We start from the raw sequence: 22,274 nt of genomic DNA on the forward strand, positions 1-22,274 counted from the left end.
AGATCACCACTGGCGGACATAATTGGAAATACGTCAAACTGGTTGACCGAACTTACGACGACACACCCGGATACGTCAATATGCTTGACCTTAAAAATTCATCGACCCAGCAGATCGCCATGGAGGCGTTCTTTTTCGGGTATCAGGCGTTTACCGCCAAGGCCGACGAGATGCTCGATCGTCGAGGCCTGAGCCGTGTTCACCAGCGCATCGTGTTTTTCATCGCACGCTACCCCGGCCTGAGCGTGAAGGAACTGCTCACCGTTCTGGGCGTGAGCAAGCAGGCGCTGAACACGCCGCTGCGCCAATTAGTGGAAATGGAACTGGTGCTCAGCGTTGCCCCCGAGGACGACAAGCGCAAACGTCTGCTGCAGCTGACCGCGGAGGGGGCGAAACTGGAAGAGTCGTTGCGACGCGAGCAGGTGAAACTGCTGCAACGGGTGTTCGCGGAGGCCGGTCGTGAAGCGGTGGATGGCTGGCTGGCGGTGAATCAGGCGTTGGGTAAGACCTTAAGTCGCGGCTGACGGCTGTAGGAGTGAGCCCACAGAAGGGTATCGGCACGCCTGCTCAACTGTGCCGATCAATGCGTTTACGGCTGTATTGCAATGAATTGTGACAACTGCGTATAGGCTTGCCACTCCCCTCACTCATCGTCCCAAGGAAACACCGCATGACCGACGCGACCCACACGCCGCTGCGCCCTCTGGCCGATACCTCCCCTTCGGCCATCGTGGCAGGCTTCATCGCGATGATGACCGGCGTGACCAGTTCGCTGGTGCTGATCTTTCAGGCGGGCCAGTCCGCCGGGCTGACGTCGGGGCAGATTTCCTCGTGGATCTGGGCGCTGTTCATGGGCATGGCGGTGTGCAGCATCGGCCTGTCGCTACGTTATCGCTCGCCGATTTCGGTGGCCTGGTCGACGCCCGGCTCTGCCCTGCTGATCACAAGCCTCGGGCACGTGGCGTACCCAGAGGCCATTGGCGCGTACATCACAAGCGCAGCCTTGGTGTTCATTTGCGGCATCACCGGCAGCTTCGAAAAGATGGTCAAACGCCTGCCGACCTCCCTTGCGGCGGCACTGCTGGCGGGGATCCTGTTCAAGATCGGCAGCGAGATTTTCGTCGCTGCCCAGCATCGCACGGGCCTGGTGCTGAGCATGTTTTTCACCTACCTGATCGTCAAACGTTACTCGCCGCGATATGCCGTGTTGCTGGCATTGCTGGTCGGCGTGGGGCTGTCCGCGATGCTCGGCATGCTGAACTTCAGTGGTTTTACACTGGAAGTCGCCATTCCTGAATGGACCACACCGTCGTTCTCGCTAGGCGCGACCATCAGCATCGGCATCCCGCTGTTCGTGGTGGCCATGACATCCCAGAACATGCCTGGCATTGCCGTCTTGCGGGCAGACGATTACCACGTGCCCGCCTCACCGTTGATTTCCGCCACGGGCCTGGTTTCGATGCTCACCGCACCGTTCGGTGCCCACGGCATCACCCTGGCGGCAATCAGCGCCGCAATCTGCACAGGCCCCCACGCGCACGAAGACCGCAACAAACGTTACACGGCGGCCATCTGGTGCGGGATTTTCTACGCCATCGCCGGGGTGTTCGGCGCAACGCTGGCGGCGCTGTTCGCAGCGTTTCCAAAAGAACTGGTGTTGTCGATTGCCGCACTGGCATTGTTCGGTTCGATCATGAACGGCCTGACCGTGGCGATGAACGAACCCAAGGAACGTGAGGCAGCGCTGATCACCTTCATGGTGACGGCCTCAGGCCTGACGCTGTTCTCCATCGGTTCAGCGTTCTGGGGGATCGTGGCGGGGGTGTTGACGCTGGTGATCTTGAATTACCGGAAGTGATGCATTTCTGATTCTCATGCCCTGCGGTTGAACCTGTGGGAGCCGGCTTGCTGGCGAAAGCGGTGTGTCATGCAACACAGAAGTGACTGACCCAACGCCTTCGCCAGCAAGCCGGCTCCCACAAGGTGATGCGCTTGGTATCAAAGCCTGAAATGCCCCACCATCCCTTTCAATTCCATCCCCAGCGACGCCAGTTGAATACTCGACGCGGCGTTACCCTGCATGGCCAGCGCTGACTGGTCGGCACTGGCGCGGATGCTGGTGACGCTGCGGTTGATCTCTTCGGCCACCGAGCTTTGCTCTTCCGCCGCAGCGGCGATCTGCTGGTTCATTTGCTGAATCAACGACACGGCCGCCGCGATACTGCCCAGCGCACTTTCGGTCTGCAACGCGTCGCTGACCGCCAGTTTCACCAATTCGCCACTGCTCTGGATCTGGGTCACCGACGCTTGAGCACCGGTTTGCAGACGGGTAACCAGACGCTCGATTTCTTCGGTCGATTGCTGAGTGCGCTTGGCCAGTGCGCGAACCTCATCGGCCACCACCGCAAAGCCCCTGCCCTGCTCGCCCGCCCGCGCCGCTTCGATGGCCGCGTTGAGGGCCAGCAGGTTGGTCTGCTCGGCCACGCTTTTGATCACGCTCAGCACCTTGCCGATGTTCTGAATCTCAGCGCTGAGACTTTCGATGCTGTCGCTGGCCGAGTTCGCCGATGTCGCCAGTTGCTCGATACGCTGCATGCTCTGACGCACCACCGCCTGGCCGCTGTCGACCTTGGTGTCGGCGGTCTGCGCGGCCAATGCGGCTTCCTCGGCGTTGCGCGCCACATCGTGCACAGTGGCGGTCATCTGGTTCATGGCGGTCGCGACTTGCTCGGTCTCTTCTTTCTGGGTGCTGACTTCCAGATTGGTTTGCTCTGTCACTGCCGAGAGTGAATGCGCTTCAGTGGCCAGTTGCTCGATCCCCGCCTGTAACCCGCTGACGATGCCGCTCAGGCCCGCGCCCATCTGCTGCATGGCCTGCATCAACTGGCCGATTTCATCCTTGCGCGTGACCTGCACGTTGCCGCTCAGATCGCCCGCCGCAATGCGCTGAGCAATGGCAATCACGCTGCGCAACGGAGCAACGATGATCCGGGTAATGACGAATGACGCAATCAGGCCGACGAACAGCGCCAGAATCGATGAGCCGATGATCTTCAGCGAGTTGGCCTGCAACTCGCCGAGCATCGACTGGTCTTCGGCGTCGTAGGCTTGATTGACCTGCTGCACCACGGTTTTGGCATTGCTGGCCAATTGCTGGGAGACCTTGGCTTCGTCCGTCAGCAGGCCGGTGTATTCGTTGAGCTTGTCGCTGAAATTGGTGATGTGACCGATGACTTCCGTCAGCACGGTCAGGTAACCCGGGTCCTTGATCACGTCCTTGAGCTGATTGGCCATGTCCTGGGCCTGAACCGCCTGCTCGATCTTGCCGGTCTTGGCCTCTTCGCCGGACCCCGTCTTGCGGCTCTTGTCCAGACGCACCCGCGCCTCGTCCATGGCCTGCATCATCAACTTGGAGATCTGGCTGATCTGCCCGGATTGCTCAATGAATTCCGAGCCCTGCTGCCCCTGGGAGTCCTTGAGGTTGTAGGCGCCGTCATCGGCAAGACCGGCCTGCAACACGTCAAGGTTGTTGGCCACGCTGGACACCGACCAACTGGCCATTTCCAGCGCCAGGTCCTTGCTCTGGCTGATGCTGACGAATTCATCGAAGGACTTGCGATAGGCCGACAGCGCTTGCTGCACTTCGCCCATGACCCGCAAGTTGACGGCGGAGCTGGCCTTGAGTTGTTCGGCCTGTGTATTCAGCGCATCCAGCCCCGCATGCAGTGCGTCCGCCACTTTCGGGTCGCTGTGCAAGGCGTAATCCTGCTCCATCAGGCGCACGCGATTGAGGCCGGTGTTGAGCGCCGTCATCTCCTTGAGGCTGTCGAAGTGCACGCTGATCGAGCGCAGCGACCAGACACCAATCGCAGCGACCAGCGCGGTCAGCAGCAAAACGAGGACAAATCCGATACCCAGTTTCTTTGCCATACCGAGATTGGCAAAACGCGATTGCACGGCCGACATCATACGATCATCCCCAATCACAGCGTAAAAGGCGCCCAAGGCGAGGCCATGTTCAGCACGGCCATTCAATTTTCGTGCAGATTCGCAACGGGTCAGCGGCAAAACAAGAGTTTGACGTCGGATTAATGGCAAATAGCTACGCCAAGGTCGCTTCCAGAATGGTTATCGGCGTATCCGGAATGTTCAACAGGCCGTCAATGGCTCCCCATGCCCGGAAACAGCGGAAAAGCGACAGAAGGTGATGGGCGAAAGTGGCGCGCAAGCGGGCGTTTTAGTGACACCTGTGCGCAGGTAACGCTCGTTTTCGCCGGCCCATCACCCGAGGGCGATCAGGCCGGGACATCAGCGCGCTGCCGCAGCCACGGTCAGCGTTCCTGCATCGGCATCCAGCGTCGCCTCGCGACCCAGCGCCACGGCCAGATTGCGGTCGCCATGGCCGATGGAAAGTCCGCCCAGCAACGGGATACCCAGTGAGCCCAGGCGCTCCATCAATACGTCCGGCGGACGGATCGGGTTGTTGCCATGGCCCGGCTCACTGAACTGCCCAACGGCAATGCCCGCCACGCGCTGCAACAGCCCGCAATTGCCCAGATGAGTGAGCAGCCGATCGACTCGGTAAGCCAATTCGCCCACGTCTTCGATCAGCAGAATCGCGCCGTCCAGGTCGGGCATGAACGGCGTGCCCACGCAGGTGCTCAGGATGCTGAGATTGCCGCCCAGCAACGTGCCCCTGGCGACACCGGAGGTGCGGACGCGGTAAGTGGGTTCATCGGGATCGGCCTGTATCCGCGTCGGTTCGGTGCTCATCAGCGCATGCTTCAAGGTACTGGCGAATAGCCCGCCCCGCTCCAGTTGCGCGGCGACCGGACCATGGACAGTCGCCAGACCGGTGTGATGCCACAACGCGGCATGCAATGCAGTGATGTCAGAGAAACCCGTCACCAGTTTCGGATCCCGCCGCACGGCGTCGTAATCCAGGTGTTGAAGAATCCGTTGCACACCGTAGCCACCTCTGTTGCACAGCACGGCGCGAATCTCGGGATCGGCAAGGGCGTCGTTCAGGTCTGCCGTGCGGTGAGCATCGCTGCCCGCCAAGTAGTGCTCGGCATCCAGCGCGTGAGGATAAACCCTGGGCTGCAACCCCCACGACGTCAGTTCACGCACCGCGGCCTGCACCCTCGACTCGGCGACGGGTCCGGCAGGCGACACCAGCGCAACGGCATCGCCTGCACGGAGGACGGAGGGGTTCAGGACGGGACGGGAAACAGGCATTTCAACAACTCGGCTGATGTTCGAATGAGCTGGCAATTTAGAGCAGTCCCTGCATTGAATCCAGTGGCGAACGCCGCCGTGACAGTCCGGACATACCCAGAAACGGCGTGAGAAAAGTCAACTCATCCTGTCGTTCGGCCCAGGCCCACGGTTGACCTGAAAGCGCGTGACGTTTTTGCGCAGCCAGCCCATGAACCCTCTCGGGTCCACGACCACCGGCTTGGTTTCCAGCATCGCGGCCCGCGCCTTGCTACGAAATTTCGCCAGCCCCGCCAGAGCACCGACCAACTCACTGTGTTCCTGCAGCCAGGGTTCAAGGTCGGCCTTGTCAATCCGGTAGATCATGCAGTCGGTGTAGGCACAGAAGCGCCCGACGGTGGGCGTTCCGTCGACGAAACCGGTCTCGCCGAACAGCTCGCCCGGCCCCATGCGCCCGACTTCCAGCCAGCCATCGGGGCGCTGGATAGACACCGACATCACGCCGGACTCAATGATGTAGAGCGCCTCAGGGATGACCCCTTCGGCCAGCACCACGTCCTTGGCCGCATAAGCCCCCAGGTGCATGTGCTGCTCCAGTTGGGCGCGGTCATCATCGCCCAGCATGCGCAGCGCGCCCACCGTATTGAGCACGGCCGACTGGCGCGTGGCCGGGCGTGTCTGATCGGCCCGGTTCTCGGTGGCGGCCAGTTGCCGGTGGATCAGGTCATAGAGCTGATTGCGCACCGCTGAGCGCCGATCACGGGATTTCACATAGCCGGTGACTTCGTACTCCACGCTGCGCAGCCCCGACCTCACGACCACGGCTGAAGCCTTGGGCTGTGGCAGTAATTCGCGACAACCGAGGATGGCCTTGTCCAGCGAGTCGAGCACCAGACTGGGTCGCAAGCGGGTCGAAAGTTCAATGCTCAGGGTGATGGAATGAAAGTGGTCGGGGCGGCTGAAGTTGACGATTCGGGTCTTGGCCGCCATCGCGTTCGGAATGACCGCCATGCTGCCTTCAGAGGTGAGCAGGTGGGTGGAACGCCAGTCGATTTCGATGACCTTGCCCTCGATGTCATCGACGCGAATCCAGTCATCGACACGAAACGGTTTGGTGGCGTTGAGCACGATCCCGGAAAACACATCGCCCAACGTACTCTGCACCGCCAGACCAAAGATGATCGCCACCGCGCCAGAGGTTGCCAGCAGGCCTTTGACGGGCAGATCGAGCACGTAACCCGCCGCGGCCACCGCCGCGACGAGAAAGATGATGGCACCCATGACGTCCTGCAGCAGATGGCCCTTGCCGCCGATGCGGGGCTCCATGATCACCACGATCAACACCGTCAGTGCCCGCGCGCCGAACAGCCACCAGGCAATGGTCAGGATCGTCGCCAGCACATGCCGGGCCACCGACCATTCGGCGGGCACCTGATACAGCGGACTCAGGCCGCCGTCGAGCAGCGCCATGCTGAACAGCAGGAACAGCACCAGCCGACAGGCCAGCTTGCGCCGCAGAAAACGGGGGTGCATCCATTGCCAGAGCACCAGATCGATGATCAGCAAGACCGACGCACTGAGGAGTGGATAGGCGAACCACAGGTGATCCATCGAGGGACTCTGGCAGTGAATGGCTCATGCAGCGTAGCAGTCCGGCATACCCTCGGCGGTGCATTTGAATACAAGCCGTGCGGCGACAGGATTTTGCCGTGCTTCAGAACGCTGTTACGCCGCCATCCACCGCCAGCGAATGCCCGGTGGTGAACGCAGCCCCGTCGCTGCACAGGTACAACACCGCGCTGGCGATTTCCTCGACCTTGCCGATGCGGCCGACCGGGTGCATGGTGGCGGCGAATTCGGCCTTGCGCGGGTCCGCTTCGTGGGCGCGGCGGAACATGTCGGTGTCGATGACTGCCGGGCATACGGCGTTGACCCGGATGTGCTTCTTGGCGTATTCGATGGCCGCTGACTTGGTCAGGCCGATGACCGCATGTTTCGACGCCGCGTAAATGCTCATTTTCGGCGCTGCGCCGAGGCCCGCGACCGACGCGGTGTTGACAATAGCCCCTCCGCCCTGCGCCAGCATGACCGGCAACTGGTATTTCATACACAGCCAGACGCCTTTGACGTTGACCCCGATGATCGCGTCGAACTCCGCTTCGCTGCCTTCGGCCAGACGGCCTTTCTCGATCTCGATTCCAGCGTTGTTAAACGCGTAATCCACCCGGCCATAGGCATCGACGGCTTTGGCCGTCATTTGTTGCACATCGGCCTCTTTGGTCACATCGCAGCGCAGGAACAGCGCCTCGCCACCGGCCTGACGAATCTGTTCGACGGTCTGCTCCCCACCGTCGGCGTCCAGATCGACCGCTACCACTTTCAAGCCCTGTTCGGCAAACGCCAACGCGGTGGCCCGGCCAATGCCCGCCGCGGCGCCAGTGACGAGGGCGACCTGCCCGGAAAACGTCATGCTCATGGATGAGTCCTTTTTGTTATTGGGTATAGGCAACTCGATGTTGTGGGAGCCGGCTTGCTGGCGAATCCAGTTTGCCAGACACATCCCCGCTCAATGACACACCGCATTCGCCAGCAAGCCGGTTCCCACAAGGAATGACGTGAGTCTAGCGAGGGAGGTTGTATCTGCATCAGCACTATCAAAGACCCGGTTACCGGTTCATGCATTGTGGTGATAGCGCGACTGCGCTCACATCATTCCAATGGATCGGTGCGCATTCGCTGAACCGGCTTTGCTTGCGAGGCGCCCCGGAGCGGAGCTATGACTGGCTTTTCCTCTTCGCTCAGGACACTGCCATGACCGCTTTGAACAACCGCCAATTCCTGCTGGCCCGCCGCCCGAAAGGTGCGGCCAGTCGTGATGACTTCACTTTCCAGACTGTACCCGTCGCCGAAGCAGGCCCAGGTCAGGTGGTGGTGAAGAGCGAATACCTTTCGCTGGACCCGGCCATGCGCGGCTGGATGAACGAGGGCAAGTCGTACATCGCGCCGGTGGGTCTGGGCGAAGTCATGCGGGCGCTGGGGGTCGGCAAAGTCATCGAATCGCAGAACCCAAAATTCAGCGTGGGCGATTACGTGCAGGGCGTGCTGGGCGTGCAGGACTATTTCGTCGGAGAACCCAGAGGTTTTCATAAAGTCGACCCCAAATTGCTGCCGCTGCCGGTCTACCTTGCCGCGTTGGGCATGACCGGCATGTCGGCGTATTTCGCGCTGCTGGAAGTCGGCCAACCCAAGGCCGGGGAAACGGTCGTCATTTCCGGCGCAGCGGGTGCGGTGGGCAGCGTCGCCGGGCAAATCGCCAAAATCAAAGGCTGCCGGGTGATCGGTATCGCGGGCGGCCAGGACAAATGCCAGACCCTGATCGACGAGTTCGGTTTCGACGGTGTTATCGACTACAAGAACGAAGACATCCACGCGGGGCTGAAGCGCGAGTGCCCCAAGGGCGTGGACGTGTATTTCGATAACGTCGGCGGCGATATTCTCGATGCCGTGCTGACTCGTCTGGCGCTCAAGGCCCGCGTCGTCATCTGCGGCGCGATCAGTCAGTACAACAATAAAGAGGCAGTCAAGGGTCCGGCCAACTACCTGTCACTGCTGGTGAACCGGGCGCGTATGGAGGGGTTTGTGGTGATGGACCACGCCGAGCACTTCGGCAAGGCGGGCCTGGAAATGGCGGGATGGCTCGCGCAGGGCAAACTCAAGAGCAAGGAGCATGTGGTGGATGGGTTGGAGACGTTCCCCGAGACCCTGCAGATGCTGTTCAACGGCGAGAACCACGGGAAGTTGGTGTTGAAGGTCTGACGCGAGCGGGTTGTGGTGAGGGCGCGCTCGCCCGCGGATGTGACATGCCTGTGACATAGGCATTGGCTGACACCCGGCTGTCGCGGGCGAGCGCGTAACTATAGAGATCGAGGGTTCGCCTGTTCATTTGCTGAAATTGCGCTGAACACGTCACTGATACTGCTGCCAAAGCCACCACAAGGCGCACTCTGGTGTAAGCTCGTGCGCTGTTGATTTTCGATCCATCGAGAGGCTTATGCGGGCTCCCTTCCGACGTTCTACCCTTGCAGCGCTGCGCGGCTTCGAATCGTCCAGCGCGGCGATCACCCTTCTGCCGAGCGCTGCCGATTACCGGCGCACGCTGTTGGAGAAGATCGCTTCGGCGACCCGACGTATCTGCATCGTTGCGTTGTATTTGCAGCAGGACGAAGCAGGTCAGGAAATCCTCGACGCGCTCTACGCCGCCAAAGCGGCAAGACCCGAGCTGGAAATCGTTGTACTGGTGGACTGGTTCCGCGCTCAACGCGGGCTGATCGGCGCAGGCAAGCAGGCGGGGAACTCGGCGTGGTATCAGGCGCAGAACCTGGAGCACGATCAGGAGGTGCCGATCTACGGCGTGCCCGTGCAAACCCGCGAGCTGTTCGGCGTGCTGCACCTCAAAGGCAGCATCATCGACGACTGCGTGATTTATACCGGCGCCAGCATCAATAACGTGTACCTGCATAAACTGGGCAAGTACCGTCTGGACCGCTATCAGGTGCTGGAAAACAAGGACCTGGCCGACTCGTTTCTGCGCCTGGTGCACAAGGAGATTCTGCCGTCCGACGCCGTGCATCGCCTCGATCTGCCTTCGCCGCCCTCCTCGCGCAGCATTCGCGGGGAAATCCGTCAGTTCCGTCAGCGCCTCAAGCGCGCCAGCTATGACATCAACGAAGGTATTCGTGAAAATGGCGAATTCCGCCTGATTCCGCTGTTGGGCATCGGCAACAAGAACCCGCTGAGCAAGGTGCTGTGCGACCTGATCGCCGGAACGCGCCAGCAACTGACGCTGTGCACCCCATATTTCAACATGCCGCTGGTGGTCAAACGCGAGATCAACCGCGCCCTCAAGCGCGGCGTGAAAATCGACATCATCATCGGTGACAAGACCGCCAACGACTTCTTCATCCCGCCGCAAGAGCCGTTCAAGGTCATTTCGGCGCTGCCGTACCTGTACGAAATCAGCCTGCGCCGCTTCATGCAGAAGCATCAGACTGCTGTAGAGAAACACAAGCTGAACATTCACCTGTGGAAAGACGGCGACAATACCTTTCACCTCAAGGGCTTGTGGGCAGACGAGCGCTACACCCTGCTCACCGGTAACAACCTGAACCCGCGTGCCTTCCAGCTCGATCTGGAAAACGCGGTGCTGATCGACGACCCCAAAGGCGAGTGGCTCGCTCCTCGCGCCGAAGAAATCAGCCAACTGATGCGCAACACCCACCGCGTGGGCAAGTTCGACGAACTGGACACCCTCAGCGAATACCCCCTTGGCGTGCGCACGTTCTTGCGTCGTGTCAGCAGGGTGCGCGTCGAACGCCTGCTGTACCGGATTCTCTGATGAGCAAGGGCAGATGAGCAAAAACACAGGGGTGCGTGCGCAACAGGCCGAGGAAACCCGCGCGCGGATTCTGCAAGCGGCCATTACGGTGTTCACCCGCGACGGGTATTCGGGGGGCCGCATCGAGAAGATTTCGGCAGAGGCCGAGTCCAACGACCGGATGATCTATTACTACTTCGGCAGCAAGGAAAAGCTCTTCGTCAAAGTGCTGGAGCACACGTACGAGCGTTTCAACGTTGCTGAGAGCCAGTTGCAGCTCGACCCGTCGACTCCGGTTGAAACCTTGCGTCAAGTGGTGGCGTTCGTCTGGAACTACTACGTCACCCACCCGGAATTCGTCGCCATTCTCAGTATCGAGAACCTGCATAAAGGCAAACATGCCAAGCAGTCCAGCGAACTGCGTCGCTTGTCGGGTGAGGCGGTTGGCGTGTTGCGGCCGATCATTGAAGCGGGTCAGCAGCAAGGGCTGTTCCGCCACGACGTTGACCTCAAGCACGTGTACCTGATGATCGCCTCGCTCTGCTACTTCTATAACTCCAACCTGCACACCCTGACCTCATTTCTGGGACAGGACATGGGCGGTCAGGGGCAACGGCAGGACTGGCTGGCGTTCATTCAGGATCTGGTGGTGCGGGGGGTTCGGGTGTTGCCCGATGCCACGGCTTGACCCGATCGCGACACTTCAGGTACACCACCACACCCGTGGGAGATTCTATGTTGCATGGTCAACTGCCTTCGCCACCCAGTTGGCTCCCACAAGGTTTGCGGCGAATCCAGACCTTGATATCGACGCTAAAACTGTGGGAGCCGGCTTGCTGGCGAATGTGGTACATCAGTCGACACCTGCTTATCTGACCTAACGCTTTCGCCAGCAAGCCGGCTCCCACGAGAAGCGTATCCAACCGCGGATATCCAATAGCCACCGAAGTCAGTGAGTACCGGGATTGGCTTTTAGATACGCCACTTTCTCCTGCAACCCCGTCCACTGCGGCTCGTTCGGCGCGAAGCGGTTGCGCAGGTAGGCCGTCAGATCGCTGATCTGCGTGTCAGTCAGGCTGTCCTTGAATCCTGGCATGTAGCCCAAATCCCGCGTCGCCGGGTTGGCAATGCCCTGTTGAATCACTTTGATCAGGTTGTCCGGCAAGGCGCTGTGCACGTTGGTGTTGCTGGCCAGCGACGGGCTTACCCCAAACAGCTTTGGCCCCAACCCATCGGCGTGACACCCCTGACAAGCCCCTTCAAACACCCGCTGGCCGTTGCTCAGCGACTGGGCTGAAACGCTCGGCTTCGCAATAGGCTCGCTCGCGGTAATGGGTGCCGCATCCGCTGAACCATTCAACGACGCCAGGTACACCGCCATCGCCCGCACATCCGATTTCGGCAACTTCGACAGTTCAGACACCACCGGGCCCATCGGCCCTGCCGCCACGCCATGGGCATCGGAATAGCCCGTGCTCAGATAATTGAAAAGCTGATCTTCGGTCCACGGCGTTGGCGCTTTTGACAGGCTGTTGAGCGCGGGTGCCTCCCAACCATCGACCATGCCCCCGGCCAAAAACGACGTTCCGCCCTTCTCCGCCCCCATGAAATTGCGCGGCGAGTGGCACGCGGCGCAGTGGCCCAAACCGTTGACCAGATACTGCCCGCGATTCCACTGCGCGCTTTGCTGCGGCTGAGCCTGCACTTCGCCCTTGCGCAGAAACAGCGCGTTCCAGCCCGCCATCAAAGGCCGGACGTTGTACGGAAACTGCATGTCATTGGCCGGTTGCACCCGTTTGACCGGGGTTTGCGACATCAGGTAGGCATACAGCGCCTGCATGTCGGCATCGTCGATGTTGCGAAACGCGGTGTAGGGAAACGCCGGATACAGGTGTTTGCCATCGCGACTGATGCCGTCACGCATCGCCCGTTCGAAGGCCGGATAGGACCAGTTGCCGATGCCGGTTTCAGGGTCCGGCGTGATGTTGCTGCTATATAAGGTGCCGAACGGCGTGTCCATCGCCAGCCCGCCCGCATTCTTGACCCCGCCCGGCGCGGTGTGGCAAACCGCGCAATCCCCTGCCGAGGCCAGCAATCGCCCGCGCTCCAGCGTTGCGGCTGACCAGGTGCCCGCACTGGGCGGCGTGATCGGCGCAATCTCGGCGCGCCAAGGCAAGGCGGTTGCCGCCATGCCCAGGACCGCGCCGAACGCCGCGAACAACGAGCCAAACAGCCATTTCGAACGTTTGGCTTTCGGCGACTCGGGCGGCGCGCTGTTGGCCGCATCACCCGTGGCTTTTAATGCCGCGAGCACCCGCTCTGGCGTAATAGGCAACTCTCGAAACCGAATCCCGGTGGCGTCGTAAATCGCGTTGGCAATCGCCGCCGCGCTGGGCACCGACGCCGATTCACCCGCGCCCATGGGCGGTTCGGCCTGACGCGGCATCATCATGACGTCGACTTTCGGCACCTCGGGGAAGGTCAGGATCGGATAACCGCCCCACTCCTTGCTGGCGATGGTCGACTCCTCGAACGTCACCTGTTCCTTGAGCACGCGACTGGTGGACTGGATGACATTACCGTGAATCTGGTGCTGCACCCCTGCCGGATTGACCATCATCCCCGCGTCATGACCGATCACCACCCGCGTCACAGAGACATCGCCGGTGTGCTTGTCCACTGCCACATCCGCGACCCACGCCGCCCACGCTGCACCAAAGCCGGGGAACTTGCTATGGATGTAACGGGCGTACGCAAAGCCACGCCCGCGCAATACGCCATTTTCTTCAGGGGTTTGCATTGGCTGGGTGCGCGGCGACCATTGCGCCCGCTCGGCGGTGGCTTTCACCAGATCGGAGGCACGGTCGTCATGCAGGTAACGCAGTCGGTACTCGACTGGATCGACGCCTGCCGCGAAGGCCAGTTCATCGATATAGGATTCGTGAGCAAAAGTGTTGGGCAAGGCCGACACGCCACGCATCCACGAGGCGCGCACGATGGGCGCCATGTCGTTGATGGTCACGCGCATGTGGTCGATGTCGTAAGGCGGAATCGAGGTGCGGTCGCCCATTTCGAACATCACAGGCACCGGCTCCACTCGACCGGTCAACAGCAAGGCCAGGGTCGGCGAGTTATTGGAGGGGTAACTGGTGCTGAAGTCGTAACCGGCGATGCCGCCCTCGGCGCTGAGGCCGCCATCGACTTCCATCAACTGCGCAGTGCCTTTGGGCTCCCACGCGTGCTCTTGCTCGCGAGTCAGTTGCACGCGCACCGGCAGCCCGACCGCCTTTGACAACAGAACCGCATCGGCGCACACGTCATCGGCGCAGTTGCGGCCATAGCAGCCCGCCGCCTCCATGCGAATGATCTCGATCTGCTCTTCCGGGTATTCCAGCAGCCAGGCGATGTCGGCGCGCAGCATGTGAGGATTCTGCGTACCGGACCAGATGCGAATGCCGTCTTCGCGGTAGTCCGCCAACCCGCAAGAGGGGCCGATGGAGCCATGAATGTGATAGGGCCACAGGTAGGTGCGGGTTATCCGTTCGCTGGCGTTGGCCAGGGCTTCATCGACATTGCCTTTATCCAGCACCACCCGTTGAATGCGCGGGTTGTCGCGAATCGCCTGTTCAATGTCCGACAGGTCCGGCAATTGATGCTGCCAGGGCTTCCAGCTGACTTTCAGCTCCTTCGCCGCTTTGGCCGCCTGTTCTTCGCGCATCGCCACGATGCCGACGAAATCGCCGACCACCACGACTTTGACGATGCCCGGAATGTGAGCGATGGACGACTCGTCGACGCCCAGCAGGCTGGTGCCGACAAACTCGCCGGTGTCGTAACCGGCGTACGGTGGGCGCACGACTCGACCGTGGAGCATGTCGGGAAGGCGCATGTCGTGCACGTAGGTCAGTTCCCCGGTGGCCTTGCCCGGAATGTCCACCCGTTGTGCGACAGTGCCTACCAGCTTGTAGTCTTCAAGGCGTTTGAGCGGTGCGTCGCCGGAGATGCGCAGCTCGATGTGCTGACCGGTGATGAGTTCACCAAAGCGGCAGCTACGGCCGTCTTGCGTATTGATCACTCCGTTTTCGATCACCAGCGACTCGGCATCGACCGCCCAACGCTCCGCCGCTTCCTTTATTAGATAGCGGCGAGCCTCGGCAGCGGCGTTGCGCAACGGAATCGCAGAAATCTGCAAGGTGGCGCTGGCGATGGTCGCGCCCTGGTTCGGCGCCCGCTCCGTGTCGCCAAGGATCATGGTCACTTGATCCATTCGCAGGTCGAGCTCTTCAGCGACGATCTGCGCCAGCGAGGTGCGAATGCCGGTGCCAAGGTCAACGTGGCCATTGAAGGCGTAGACCGTGTTGTCTTCATCGATAGCGATGAACAGCCCCAGTTCCTTGGGTTTGACAGTGGGCGTGCCGCCTTTGGCGACCGGGCCGGACGGCGGCAGGATGTCATCGACGACGAGCAGGACGCCGTTTTTGGCCAACAGGGAATCGCGGGTGGGCGTGGTCTGGGTCATGAGTGCATCCGGTTCAAAGCGGGTGACGGGCGGCCCGCATGACCGCACGCAGAATTTCGATGTGGGTGCCGCAACGGCAGAGGTTGGACGAGAGTTCGTTGCGGATCTCGGCTTCGCTGGGATGCGGGTTGCGGTCGAGCAAGGCCTTGGCGGTCATGATCATGCCGTTCATGCAGTAACCGCATTGCGCAGCCTGCTCGTCGATGAACGCCTGCTGCACCGGGTGCGGGCATGCACGGGAGCCGATGCCTTCGAGGGTGGTGATTTCCCGGTTTTCGGCGCCTGCCAGCGGGAACACGCACGAGCGCGCGGCCACGCCGTCGATGATCACCGTGCAGGCGCCACATTCGCCCAGACCGCAGCCGTATTTGGGGCCGTTGAGCTGAAAATCATTGCGCAACACCAGTAACAGCGGCGTGTCCGCCATGGCCGTGACCGACGCGGCCTGACCGTTGACCTGTAGCGTCAGGGTCTTCTCCCCCGCCACCTGTTGCTCGCTCATTCTGCTTCCCCATGTGTTACTGGCCGTATCCGGCTTTTAATGAAGTGCTTACTTCATGAAAAGAGAGCAGGAAGCGTGCCAGCGGGGAAATGGCCGTAAGAAATGGGAGGCTCCGCTGCTGAAACGCAGACCGTTCCTACAAACGGAACGCTCCGGCCTTACTCTTCCGGCTCATCAATCAACTTGCGCAGCAAAAACAACACCGCCACGCGTTCGGCGGGGTTGAGCTTGCCGAGGGTGATTTCGCTGATCTGCGCTGCGCGGGGGACGGTTTCCTGCACCAATTGGAGGCCGCTGTCGGTCAAGCTGCAAATGACCTTGCGCCGGTCCTGCGGATCCGGGTCGAGGCTGATCAGGTCGCGGGCCTTGAGCCGGTCGACAATGCCGCGAATGGTCGCCTGGTCCACCGCTGTGGCCTTGACCAGTTCGGTCTGTGAGCTGGGACCGTGATCGCGCAAGGCGCAGAGGGTGACGAATTGCACCGCCGTGAGCTGTGAATCGCCAACGTTCTGTTGAAAGATCGCCAGGTGCCGCTGGTAGGCCTTGCGCAGCAAATGGCCGACCTGCTCGGAAAAGGTGTAGGACTGATCGTTATTGAAAGGGTTGTCAGTGGACACAGATGACTCGTTCGGCGGGCTGTGGGGAATGGTGGGTACATTAGCGGGTGTGGGGTGACAGGGGAATCTTCGTTGCCGGAAAAGCCGTTCGCCAGCAAGCCGGCTCCCACAGATCTTGCGTCTCAAGCAGATCTGTTTCTGGCCGAAGGCCGTGGGAGCCGGCTTGCTGGCGAATGCCGCGACGCAATGCCAAGTCTCGATCAGGCCTTCGACGCCTCCGGCGCCACCACATCCCCACCCAGCACCACGGCCTGATCATCCAGATAGATGTCGCAATGGCGCAGCGGAATGTCCAGGTGACACGGCGTTTTGCGCGTCCCGCCGACCTCAGTGTTCGGCCCGGTGGAGAACAGGAAGTTGCCGTAGAACGCCCGGGCGTCCATGCACATGCCGTCGTTCTTGTCGTGCAGGCCCATGGCAGTCCACTGCGCGCGAGGTTGCAGGCCCCAGCCGATGTGGGAAATGCCGTAAACCTCCGGATCGTTGAAATACTTCATGTAATCGCGCAGGTATTCGGCTTCGAAACCACCGTGAATCCTGGTGATGAAGCCCTTTTCGATCTCCAGCGTGATCTGCTCGCGAGCGTAGTTCTTGAACGGCAGCACGATGTCGCCGACGTCGATGACCAACGTGCCCTCAGCGGTTTCTTCATTCGGCCAAGAGAAGAGAAAGCCGCTCGGCCAGTGGTCCCAACGCCCCGGCTCATCGGCGAAACCGTATTCGGTGACTGAAGGATACTGCCCCAGTTGCGCACGGAAATCGCTGCCTGCGCGGGACTTCACATGAATCGAGCGTGCCCCTTTCAGCACCTGCTCTGCCGCCAACACCCGCTCTTTGTCGGCCAGGGTCGGCAACATGCGCGCCAGCACTTCCGGCGGCTCGACGGCCAGCAGAATCCGCGTACCCGTCTTGAGGATCTGCTCCTGCTCCGGCGAATGCAGCAGCATCATGGTGTCGACGATCAGGTCCGCCGCTTCCAACGCCCGTTGCGCAGCGAGATTGCCGGTCAAGGCGGTGTCGCCGCAGTAGGCGGTCATGTCGTTGCCCATCGCCTTGGGATGGTTGAACGATGGCAGTTCCACCGCATACACCTTGGCGCCCAGGCGCTGGGCGGCATCCATGGCGGCACGCACGGTGCGCGCATCGGAGTAGTGGCTCTTGAGCACTGCAACGCTCTGGGTCGTGTCGACTTTCGACAGTTTCAGCACGTGCTCGAACATCTGGGTCAATTCGCAATCGCTTACCGGCATCTCTCGTCTCCTCGTCATTCGGCCTTATTTATCTATACAGCCCAAATGCACCATTGAAAGGCATCGCGCTTCAGACTAGTGCGTTTTTAAAGCGTACACACTAATTAAAAGCGATAAGACATCAATTGAAGGCCGTCTGCAATAGGCGCGCCAGTTTGTTACTCATGCACACATCCCGCGTAATTTGAGGGTTACAAAGGGTGACATACCTATTTGCGACGTCATAAGGTCTTTTTTGAAATACCTATTCACATTTCAAAAAAACAGCGTATACACTTTAAAAACGCAAAACGGCGATGACCCGATTCGCCACTCCGTCCATCACTGATTCACGAAATACGAAGGAATGCGCGCCATGCCAAATTCTCAAAAAATCGCCATCGTCGGAGCCGGTCTGGGGGGCGCTGCCGCCGCCACGCTGTTGCAGCAAGCGGGCTTCCAGGTGGATGTCTACGAACAGGCACCGGCGTTTTCGCGTATTGGCGCAGGGATCCACATGGGTCCGAACATCATGAAAATCTTTCGCCGCATGGGCATCGAGCAGCAACTGAGCGACATGGGCTCGCACCCGGATTTCTGGTTCAGCCGCGATGGCGCCAGCGGTGACTACCTGTCGCGCATCAAACTGGGCGAGTTCTCACGTAAGGAATACGGCGCGGCCTACATAACCGTGCACCGTGGCGACCTGCACGCGCTGCAAATGTCGACCCTGGCACCGGGCAGCGTGCACTTCAGCAAATGCCTGACCACCCTTGAAGAACGCGACAACGGCGTGCGCCTGAACTTCGCCGACGGCACCCACGCCGACGCCGACATCGTGATCGGCGCCGATGGCATCAACTCCAAGATCCGCGAAGAACTGCTCGGCTTTGAAAAACCGCTGTACAGCGGCTGGGTCGCCCATCGCGCGCTGATCCGCAGCGACGTGCTGACCAAGTACAACCTGGACTTCGAAAACTGCGTGAAATGGTGGAGCGAGGACCGTCACATGATGGTCTACCACACCACCGGCAAGCGCGATGAGTACTACTACGTGACCGGCGTGCCGCACCCGGCGTGGGACTTCGACGGTAACTTCGTCGACAGCAGCCAGGCAGAGATGTACGAAGCCTTCGCCGGTTATCACCCCACCGTTCAGGCGCTTATCGAGTCCACCGAAACCGTGACCAAGTGGCCATTGCTCAACCGCAACCCGCTGCCGCTGTGGAGCCGTGGCCGTCTGGTGCTGCTAGGCGACGCCTGCCACCCGATGAAGCCACACATGGCCCAGGGCGCAGGCATGGCCATCGAAGACGCCGCGATGCTTACTCGCTGCCTGCAAGAAACAGGTCTGACCGATTACAGCACCGCATTCAGCCTGTACGAAGCCAACCGCAAGGAACGCGCTTCCCGGGTGCAGGCCGTGTCGAACGCCAACACCTGGCTGCGTACTCAGGAAGATCCGGCGTGGGTCTTCGGTTATGACCTCTACGGCCAAGCACTGAAATCGGAGGTGCCTGCGTGAGCACTTTTATCCACGGCGGCAACGTCCAGGCCAACGGCATTCGTCAACACTACTTGCGCTACGGTGGCCCGCAACACACAGGCAAACCGGCGCTGATCCTGATCCCCGGCATCACCAGCCCGGCGATCACCTGGGGTTTCGTGGCCGAGCATCTGGGCCAGTCGTTCGACACTTACGTGCTCGACGCGCGCGGTCGCGGCCTGTCGTCCACCGGGCCGGAGCTGGATTACAGCGTCGACACCTGCGCCGATGACATCAGCGCGTTTGCCGAGGCCATGGGCATCGACAGCTATCACCTGCTCGGTCATTCAATGGGCGCCCGTTTCGCGGCACGTATGTCTGTTCGCAATGCCCAGGGCCTGAAAAGCCTGGTGCTGATCGACCCGCCGGTCTCGGGGCCGGGTCGTCGCGAGTACCCGTCGAAGCTGCCGTGGTACGTCGATTCGATTCGCCAGTCGCAGCAAGGCATGACGGCTGACGACATGCGCGCGTTCTGCGCAACCTGGACCGAGGAGCAATTGCAGTTGCGCGCCGAGTGGCTGCACACCTGCTACGAGCCGGCCATCGTGCGCGCGTTCAACGACTTCCACGAAGAGGATTTCCATCAGGACCTGCCGAAGTTGCCGGTCCCTACCCTGCTGATCGTCGCGACACGCGGCGGGGTGATTCTGGCGGAGGACGAAGCCGAAATTCGCGCGCTGCAACCTGCGATTCAGATCGTTCGCGTGGAAGACGCCGGGCACATGATTCCATGGGACAACCTGCCGGGGTTCTTTGCCGCGTTTGGGGATTTTCTGGGTACGCCGCTGAGTTAACGCAGAACTCAACGCGTGGGAGCCGGCTTGCTGGCGAATGCAGGGTGTCAGGTAATGCATCTGTGAATGACACGCAGCATTCGCCAGCAAGCCGACTACCACAGGAATTTCACCAGCCCCCCAACCGGGTCAAGGAGAACGGAATGACTGAACAACAAACCGCCAACGCCAACTATCAGGGCGTGTGGGGCAACCGCATCGGTTTCGGGCAGAAACCAGCCCTGCTGATGATCGACTTCATGCAAGGCTACACCCAACCCGGCGCGCCGTTGTTTGCGCCCGGTGTGGTCAGTGCAGTGGCCGAGAGCGTCGAGCTGCTGGCTACCGCGCGCAAGCATGGCATTCCGGTGGTGCACACTAACATCCGCTACCACCCGGCGCATTTCGCCGACGGCGGCATCTGGGTGAAAAAAGCCCCGGTGATGAAAGACATGGTGGAAGGCAATCCGCTGGCGGCGTTCTGCGAGGAAGTGCTGCCACTCCCGGAAGAAGTGGTGATCAGCAAGCAATACGCCAGTTCGTTTTTCGGTACGTCGCTGGCTTCGATGCTACACGCCCAAGGCATCGACACCGTGGTGCTGGCAGGCTGCTCGACCAGCGGCTGCATCCGCGCCACAGCGGTAGACGCCGTGCAACACGGATTTCGGACCATCGTCGTGCGCGAATGCGTAGGCGATCGCCACCCCGATCCCCATGAGGCGAACCTGTTCGACATCGACAGCAAGTATGGGGATGTCGTCAGCAAACAGGAGGCGATCACACAGTTCAGCAAATAAGGTGCGGTTTGTCCTGACCCTGTGGGAGCGAATTCACTCGCGAGACGTCTGTACAGCCGATGTTCATCTATCGCCTGCCACCGCCTCATCGCGAATGAATTCGCTCCCACAAAGAGATCGGTGATCGACCGCGTATTGCAATGCTCACCCATAGAACCCGGCCACAGAGCACGGGTCGCGCACCCTGGATGCGCACACCACTGGACAGCGTGCTCCGTCCAGTCTTCTGACACTGCCTTTGGAAGTCGCCATCCGGTGCTTGCCAAAGTACTGAATGCGCGGCAAACAAAAACCACAACAGGCCGTATGAGTATGCAGCGAACACAGGCACTATCAGCCGCCACTGCACTCAACGGTCGAAGAACCGCCAGGAGACACCCATGCCCTCTGCGAATGTAGAAACCTCTGCGGCTGACGCCGCGGACCCGATCAAAGCGCTGTACCACAAGATCACCTGGAAGCTCATTCCGTTCCTGTGTTTCTGCTACCTGGCTGCCTACCTGGACCGCATCAACATCGGCTTCGCCAAGCTGCAGATGCTCGACCAACTGCACTTCAGCGAAACCGCATTCGGCCTCGGTGCCGGGCTGTTTTTCGTGGGTTACATCCTGTTTGAAGTACCGAGCAATCTGGTGCTGGAAAAAATCGGGGCAAAGATCTGGATCGCCCGCATCATGATCACGTGGGGCGCGCTGTCGGTATGCACCCTGTTCGTCACCACGCCGATGCAGTTCTATGTGTTGCGCTTCTTCCTCGGTGCTGCCGAAGCAGGCTTCCTGCCGGGTGTGCTGTTTTACCTGACCACTTGGTTCCCGACCTACCGCCGCGGCCGCATCATCGCGTTGTTCATGATCGGCCTGCCGCTGTCCAGCGTCATCGGCGGTCCGCTGTCGGGCTGGATCATGGGCCACTTCGACCAGACGGCCGGTCTGCGCGGCTGGCAGTGGTTGTTCTTGATCGAAGGCGTGCCGAGCGTGTTGCTGGGTGTCCTGACCTTCTGGGCGTTGCCGAATGCACCCAAAGACGCCAAATGGCTGAACAGCCAGGAACAGACCCTGCTGGAAGGCGAGCTGCGCCTGGACGAGGCCGAGGGCAAGGACAGCAAACACAGTTTCCGTGACGGCTTCTTCAACCTGAAAGTGTGGATGCTCGGCGGTATCGACTTCTCGATCCTGCTCAGCGCCTACGCCATGGGCTTCTGGATGCCGACCTTCATCAAGAACGCAGGCGTCACTGACACGTTTCACATTGGTGTGTTGACCGCCTTGCCGAGTGTCGCCGCGCTGATTGGCATGCTGATGATCGGCGCCAGTTCCGACCGCCGTCGCGAGCGTCGCTGGCACATCATCGTTCCGTTCTGGATCGGTGCCGTGGCCATGGGTGCCAGCCCTTTTTTCACCCATAACGTGGTGGCGACCGTTGCGTTGTTCGCCGTTGCCTCCGCCGCGATCATCGGCGCGGTGCCGGTGTTCTTCAGCCTGCCTGCGACCTTCCTCAAAGGCCGCGCAGCAGCGACCGGTTTTGCCCTGGCCTGTTCGCTGGCGAACATTGCCGGTTTGGTGAGCAACTCGATGATGGGCATTGCCATCGACGTCACCGGCAGCAGCGCGGGCGCGTTGTGGTTCTTCGCCGGGTGCCTGGTGTTGAGCAGCCTGTTGGTGGTGGCGTTGCCTGCGAAACTGGTTAACCGATAAACAGAC

The 22,274-nt window shown here is 60.8% G+C and carries 17 protein-coding genes and 1 pseudogene; 9 read left to right on the top strand and 9 right to left on the bottom strand.

Annotation, left to right across the window (positions count from 1 at the left end; genetic code table 11):
* The first annotated feature begins 80 nt into the window (after positions 1-80).
* The gene (locus ACI2KB_RS02015; RefSeq protein ID WP_404630879.1) at positions 81-524 is read left to right on the top strand and encodes a MarR family transcriptional regulator; all 444 of its coding nucleotides are present in this window, start codon (positions 81-83) and stop codon (positions 522-524) included.
* Positions 525-670: 146 nt separating this feature from the next.
* A complete protein-coding gene (locus ACI2KB_RS02020; RefSeq protein WP_404630881.1) occupies positions 671-1,858 on the top strand; it encodes a benzoate/H(+) symporter BenE family transporter in 1,188 nt (395 codons plus the stop codon).
* A 140-nt stretch (positions 1,859-1,998) separates the two neighbouring features.
* Here ACI2KB_RS02020 and ACI2KB_RS02025 read toward each other — a convergent pair whose 3' ends face one another.
* The 5 genes and pseudogenes from ACI2KB_RS02025 to ACI2KB_RS02045 form a co-directional block, all read right to left on the bottom strand.
* Complete coding sequence (locus ACI2KB_RS02025) at positions 1,999-2,880, bottom strand: methyl-accepting chemotaxis protein (RefSeq protein WP_404631719.1); 882 nt, start codon at positions 2,878-2,880, stop codon at positions 1,999-2,001.
* Positions 2,860-3,969: pseudogene (locus ACI2KB_RS02030) on the bottom strand (HAMP domain-containing protein); the annotation flags it as partial. The pseudogene ACI2KB_RS02030 and the gene ACI2KB_RS02025, both read right to left, overlap by 21 nt.
* Positions 3,970-4,308: 339 nt before the next feature.
* Entirely contained in the window at positions 4,309-5,238 is a 930-nt protein-coding gene (locus ACI2KB_RS02035; RefSeq protein ID WP_404630883.1) for an LD-carboxypeptidase, read from the bottom strand.
* A gap of 117 nt (positions 5,239-5,355) precedes the next feature.
* Complete coding sequence (locus tag ACI2KB_RS02040) at positions 5,356-6,828, bottom strand: mechanosensitive ion channel domain-containing protein (RefSeq protein ID WP_404630885.1); 1,473 nt, start codon at positions 6,826-6,828, stop codon at positions 5,356-5,358.
* A 103-nt stretch (positions 6,829-6,931) separates the two neighbouring features.
* Positions 6,932-7,693 carry an SDR family oxidoreductase gene (locus tag ACI2KB_RS02045; RefSeq protein WP_404630887.1) on the bottom strand — a complete coding sequence of 254 codons (762 nt, stop codon included), beginning with the start codon at positions 7,691-7,693 and terminating at the stop codon, positions 6,932-6,934.
* A gap of 335 nt (positions 7,694-8,028) precedes the next feature.
* Between ACI2KB_RS02045 and ACI2KB_RS02050 the strand changes: the two genes are divergently transcribed.
* The 3 genes from ACI2KB_RS02050 (at position 8,029) to ACI2KB_RS02060 (ending at position 11,279) form a co-directional block, all read left to right on the top strand.
* A complete protein-coding gene (locus tag ACI2KB_RS02050) occupies positions 8,029-9,033 on the top strand; it encodes an NADP-dependent oxidoreductase (RefSeq protein WP_404630889.1) in 1,005 nt (334 codons plus the stop codon).
* A 235-nt stretch (positions 9,034-9,268) separates the two neighbouring features.
* Positions 9,269-10,612: a CDP-diacylglycerol--serine O-phosphatidyltransferase gene (gene pssA / locus ACI2KB_RS02055; protein WP_404630891.1), complete on the top strand. Its 1,344-nt coding sequence runs from the start codon at positions 9,269-9,271 to the stop codon at positions 10,610-10,612.
* A gap of 13 nt (positions 10,613-10,625) precedes the next feature.
* On the top strand, positions 10,626-11,279 hold the full coding sequence (locus ACI2KB_RS02060) for a TetR family transcriptional regulator (RefSeq protein WP_404630893.1): 654 nt from the start codon (positions 10,626-10,628) through the stop codon (positions 11,277-11,279).
* 261 nt (positions 11,280-11,540) lie between these two features.
* On the opposite strand, the gene ACI2KB_RS02065 is transcribed toward ACI2KB_RS02060, so the two are convergent.
* The 4 genes from ACI2KB_RS02065 to ACI2KB_RS02080 all read right to left on the bottom strand — a co-directional run bounded on the left by ACI2KB_RS02065 (position 11,541) and on the right by ACI2KB_RS02080 (position 17,479).
* Positions 11,541-15,110, bottom strand: coding sequence for a molybdopterin cofactor-binding domain-containing protein (locus tag ACI2KB_RS02065; RefSeq protein WP_404630895.1), 3,570 nt, complete (start codon positions 15,108-15,110; stop codon positions 11,541-11,543).
* A 13-nt stretch (positions 15,111-15,123) separates the two neighbouring features.
* Positions 15,124-15,612 (bottom strand): (2Fe-2S)-binding protein, encoded by a 489-nt coding sequence (locus tag ACI2KB_RS02070; RefSeq protein WP_404630897.1) that lies wholly within the window; start codon positions 15,610-15,612, stop codon positions 15,124-15,126.
* Between the two features lie 158 nt (positions 15,613-15,770).
* Complete coding sequence (locus ACI2KB_RS02075; RefSeq protein ID WP_404630899.1) at positions 15,771-16,229, bottom strand: MarR family winged helix-turn-helix transcriptional regulator; 459 nt, start codon at positions 16,227-16,229, stop codon at positions 15,771-15,773.
* 200 nt (positions 16,230-16,429) lie between these two features.
* Positions 16,430-17,479, bottom strand: a complete 1,050-nt coding sequence (locus tag ACI2KB_RS02080; protein WP_404630901.1) for a 2,5-dihydroxypyridine 5,6-dioxygenase — start codon at positions 17,477-17,479, stop codon at positions 16,430-16,432.
* Between the two features lie 355 nt (positions 17,480-17,834).
* On the opposite strand from ACI2KB_RS02080, the gene ACI2KB_RS02085 reads away from it, so the two are divergent.
* The 4 genes from ACI2KB_RS02085 to ACI2KB_RS02100 all read left to right on the top strand — a co-directional run bounded on the left by ACI2KB_RS02085 (position 17,835) and on the right by ACI2KB_RS02100 (position 22,268).
* Positions 17,835-18,983, top strand: a complete 1,149-nt coding sequence (locus ACI2KB_RS02085; protein ID WP_404630903.1) for an FAD-dependent monooxygenase — start codon at positions 17,835-17,837, stop codon at positions 18,981-18,983.
* A complete protein-coding gene (locus ACI2KB_RS02090) occupies positions 18,980-19,798 on the top strand; it encodes an alpha/beta fold hydrolase (RefSeq protein WP_404630905.1) in 819 nt (272 codons plus the stop codon). The genes ACI2KB_RS02085 and ACI2KB_RS02090 overlap by 4 nt, the downstream gene beginning before the upstream one ends.
* A gap of 143 nt (positions 19,799-19,941) precedes the next feature.
* A complete protein-coding gene (locus ACI2KB_RS02095) occupies positions 19,942-20,574 on the top strand; it encodes an N-carbamoylsarcosine amidohydrolase (protein WP_404630907.1) in 633 nt (210 codons plus the stop codon).
* Between the two features lie 380 nt (positions 20,575-20,954).
* Positions 20,955-22,268: an MFS transporter gene (locus ACI2KB_RS02100; RefSeq protein WP_404630909.1), complete on the top strand. Its 1,314-nt coding sequence runs from the start codon at positions 20,955-20,957 to the stop codon at positions 22,266-22,268.
* The last annotated feature ends 6 nt before the right edge of the window (positions 22,269-22,274 follow it).

The organism is Pseudomonas sp. NPDC088444, assembly GCF_044900175.1.
Classification (GTDB): Bacteria; Pseudomonadota; Gammaproteobacteria; order Pseudomonadales; family Pseudomonadaceae; genus Aquipseudomonas.

What these genes read in the sequence shown, in the direction of transcription:
- ACI2KB_RS02080 (WP_404630901.1), bottom strand. Translation starts at nt 17,479, where the DNA reads ATGCCGGTAAGCGATTGCGAATTGACCCAGATGTTCGAGCACGTGCTG.
- ACI2KB_RS02035 (WP_404630883.1), bottom strand. Translation starts at nt 5,238, where the DNA reads ATGCCTGTTTCCCGTCCCGTCCTGAACCCCTCCGTCCTCCGTGCAGGC.
- ACI2KB_RS02050 (WP_404630889.1), top strand. Translation starts at nt 8,029, where the DNA reads ATGACCGCTTTGAACAACCGCCAATTCCTGCTGGCCCGCCGCCCGAAA.
- ACI2KB_RS02100 (WP_404630909.1), top strand. Translation starts at nt 20,955, where the DNA reads ATGCCCTCTGCGAATGTAGAAACCTCTGCGGCTGACGCCGCGGACCCG.
- pssA (WP_404630891.1), top strand. Translation starts at nt 9,269, where the DNA reads ATGCGGGCTCCCTTCCGACGTTCTACCCTTGCAGCGCTGCGCGGCTTC.
- ACI2KB_RS02020 (WP_404630881.1), top strand. Translation starts at nt 671, where the DNA reads ATGACCGACGCGACCCACACGCCGCTGCGCCCTCTGGCCGATACCTCC.
- ACI2KB_RS02015 (WP_404630879.1), top strand. Translation starts at nt 81, where the DNA reads ATGCTTGACCTTAAAAATTCATCGACCCAGCAGATCGCCATGGAGGCG.
- ACI2KB_RS02025 (WP_404631719.1), bottom strand. Translation starts at nt 2,880, where the DNA reads ATGCAGGCCATGCAGCAGATGGGCGCGGGCCTGAGCGGCATCGTCAGC.
- ACI2KB_RS02095 (WP_404630907.1), top strand. Translation starts at nt 19,942, where the DNA reads ATGACTGAACAACAAACCGCCAACGCCAACTATCAGGGCGTGTGGGGC.
- ACI2KB_RS02040 (WP_404630885.1), bottom strand. Translation starts at nt 6,828, where the DNA reads ATGGATCACCTGTGGTTCGCCTATCCACTCCTCAGTGCGTCGGTCTTG.
- ACI2KB_RS02045 (WP_404630887.1), bottom strand. Translation starts at nt 7,693, where the DNA reads ATGAGCATGACGTTTTCCGGGCAGGTCGCCCTCGTCACTGGCGCCGCG.
- ACI2KB_RS02070 (WP_404630897.1), bottom strand. Translation starts at nt 15,612, where the DNA reads ATGAGCGAGCAACAGGTGGCGGGGGAGAAGACCCTGACGCTACAGGTC.
- ACI2KB_RS02065 (WP_404630895.1), bottom strand. Translation starts at nt 15,110, where the DNA reads ATGACCCAGACCACGCCCACCCGCGATTCCCTGTTGGCCAAAAACGGC.
- ACI2KB_RS02060 (WP_404630893.1), top strand. Translation starts at nt 10,626, where the DNA reads ATGAGCAAAAACACAGGGGTGCGTGCGCAACAGGCCGAGGAAACCCGC.
- ACI2KB_RS02085 (WP_404630903.1), top strand. Translation starts at nt 17,835, where the DNA reads ATGCCAAATTCTCAAAAAATCGCCATCGTCGGAGCCGGTCTGGGGGGC.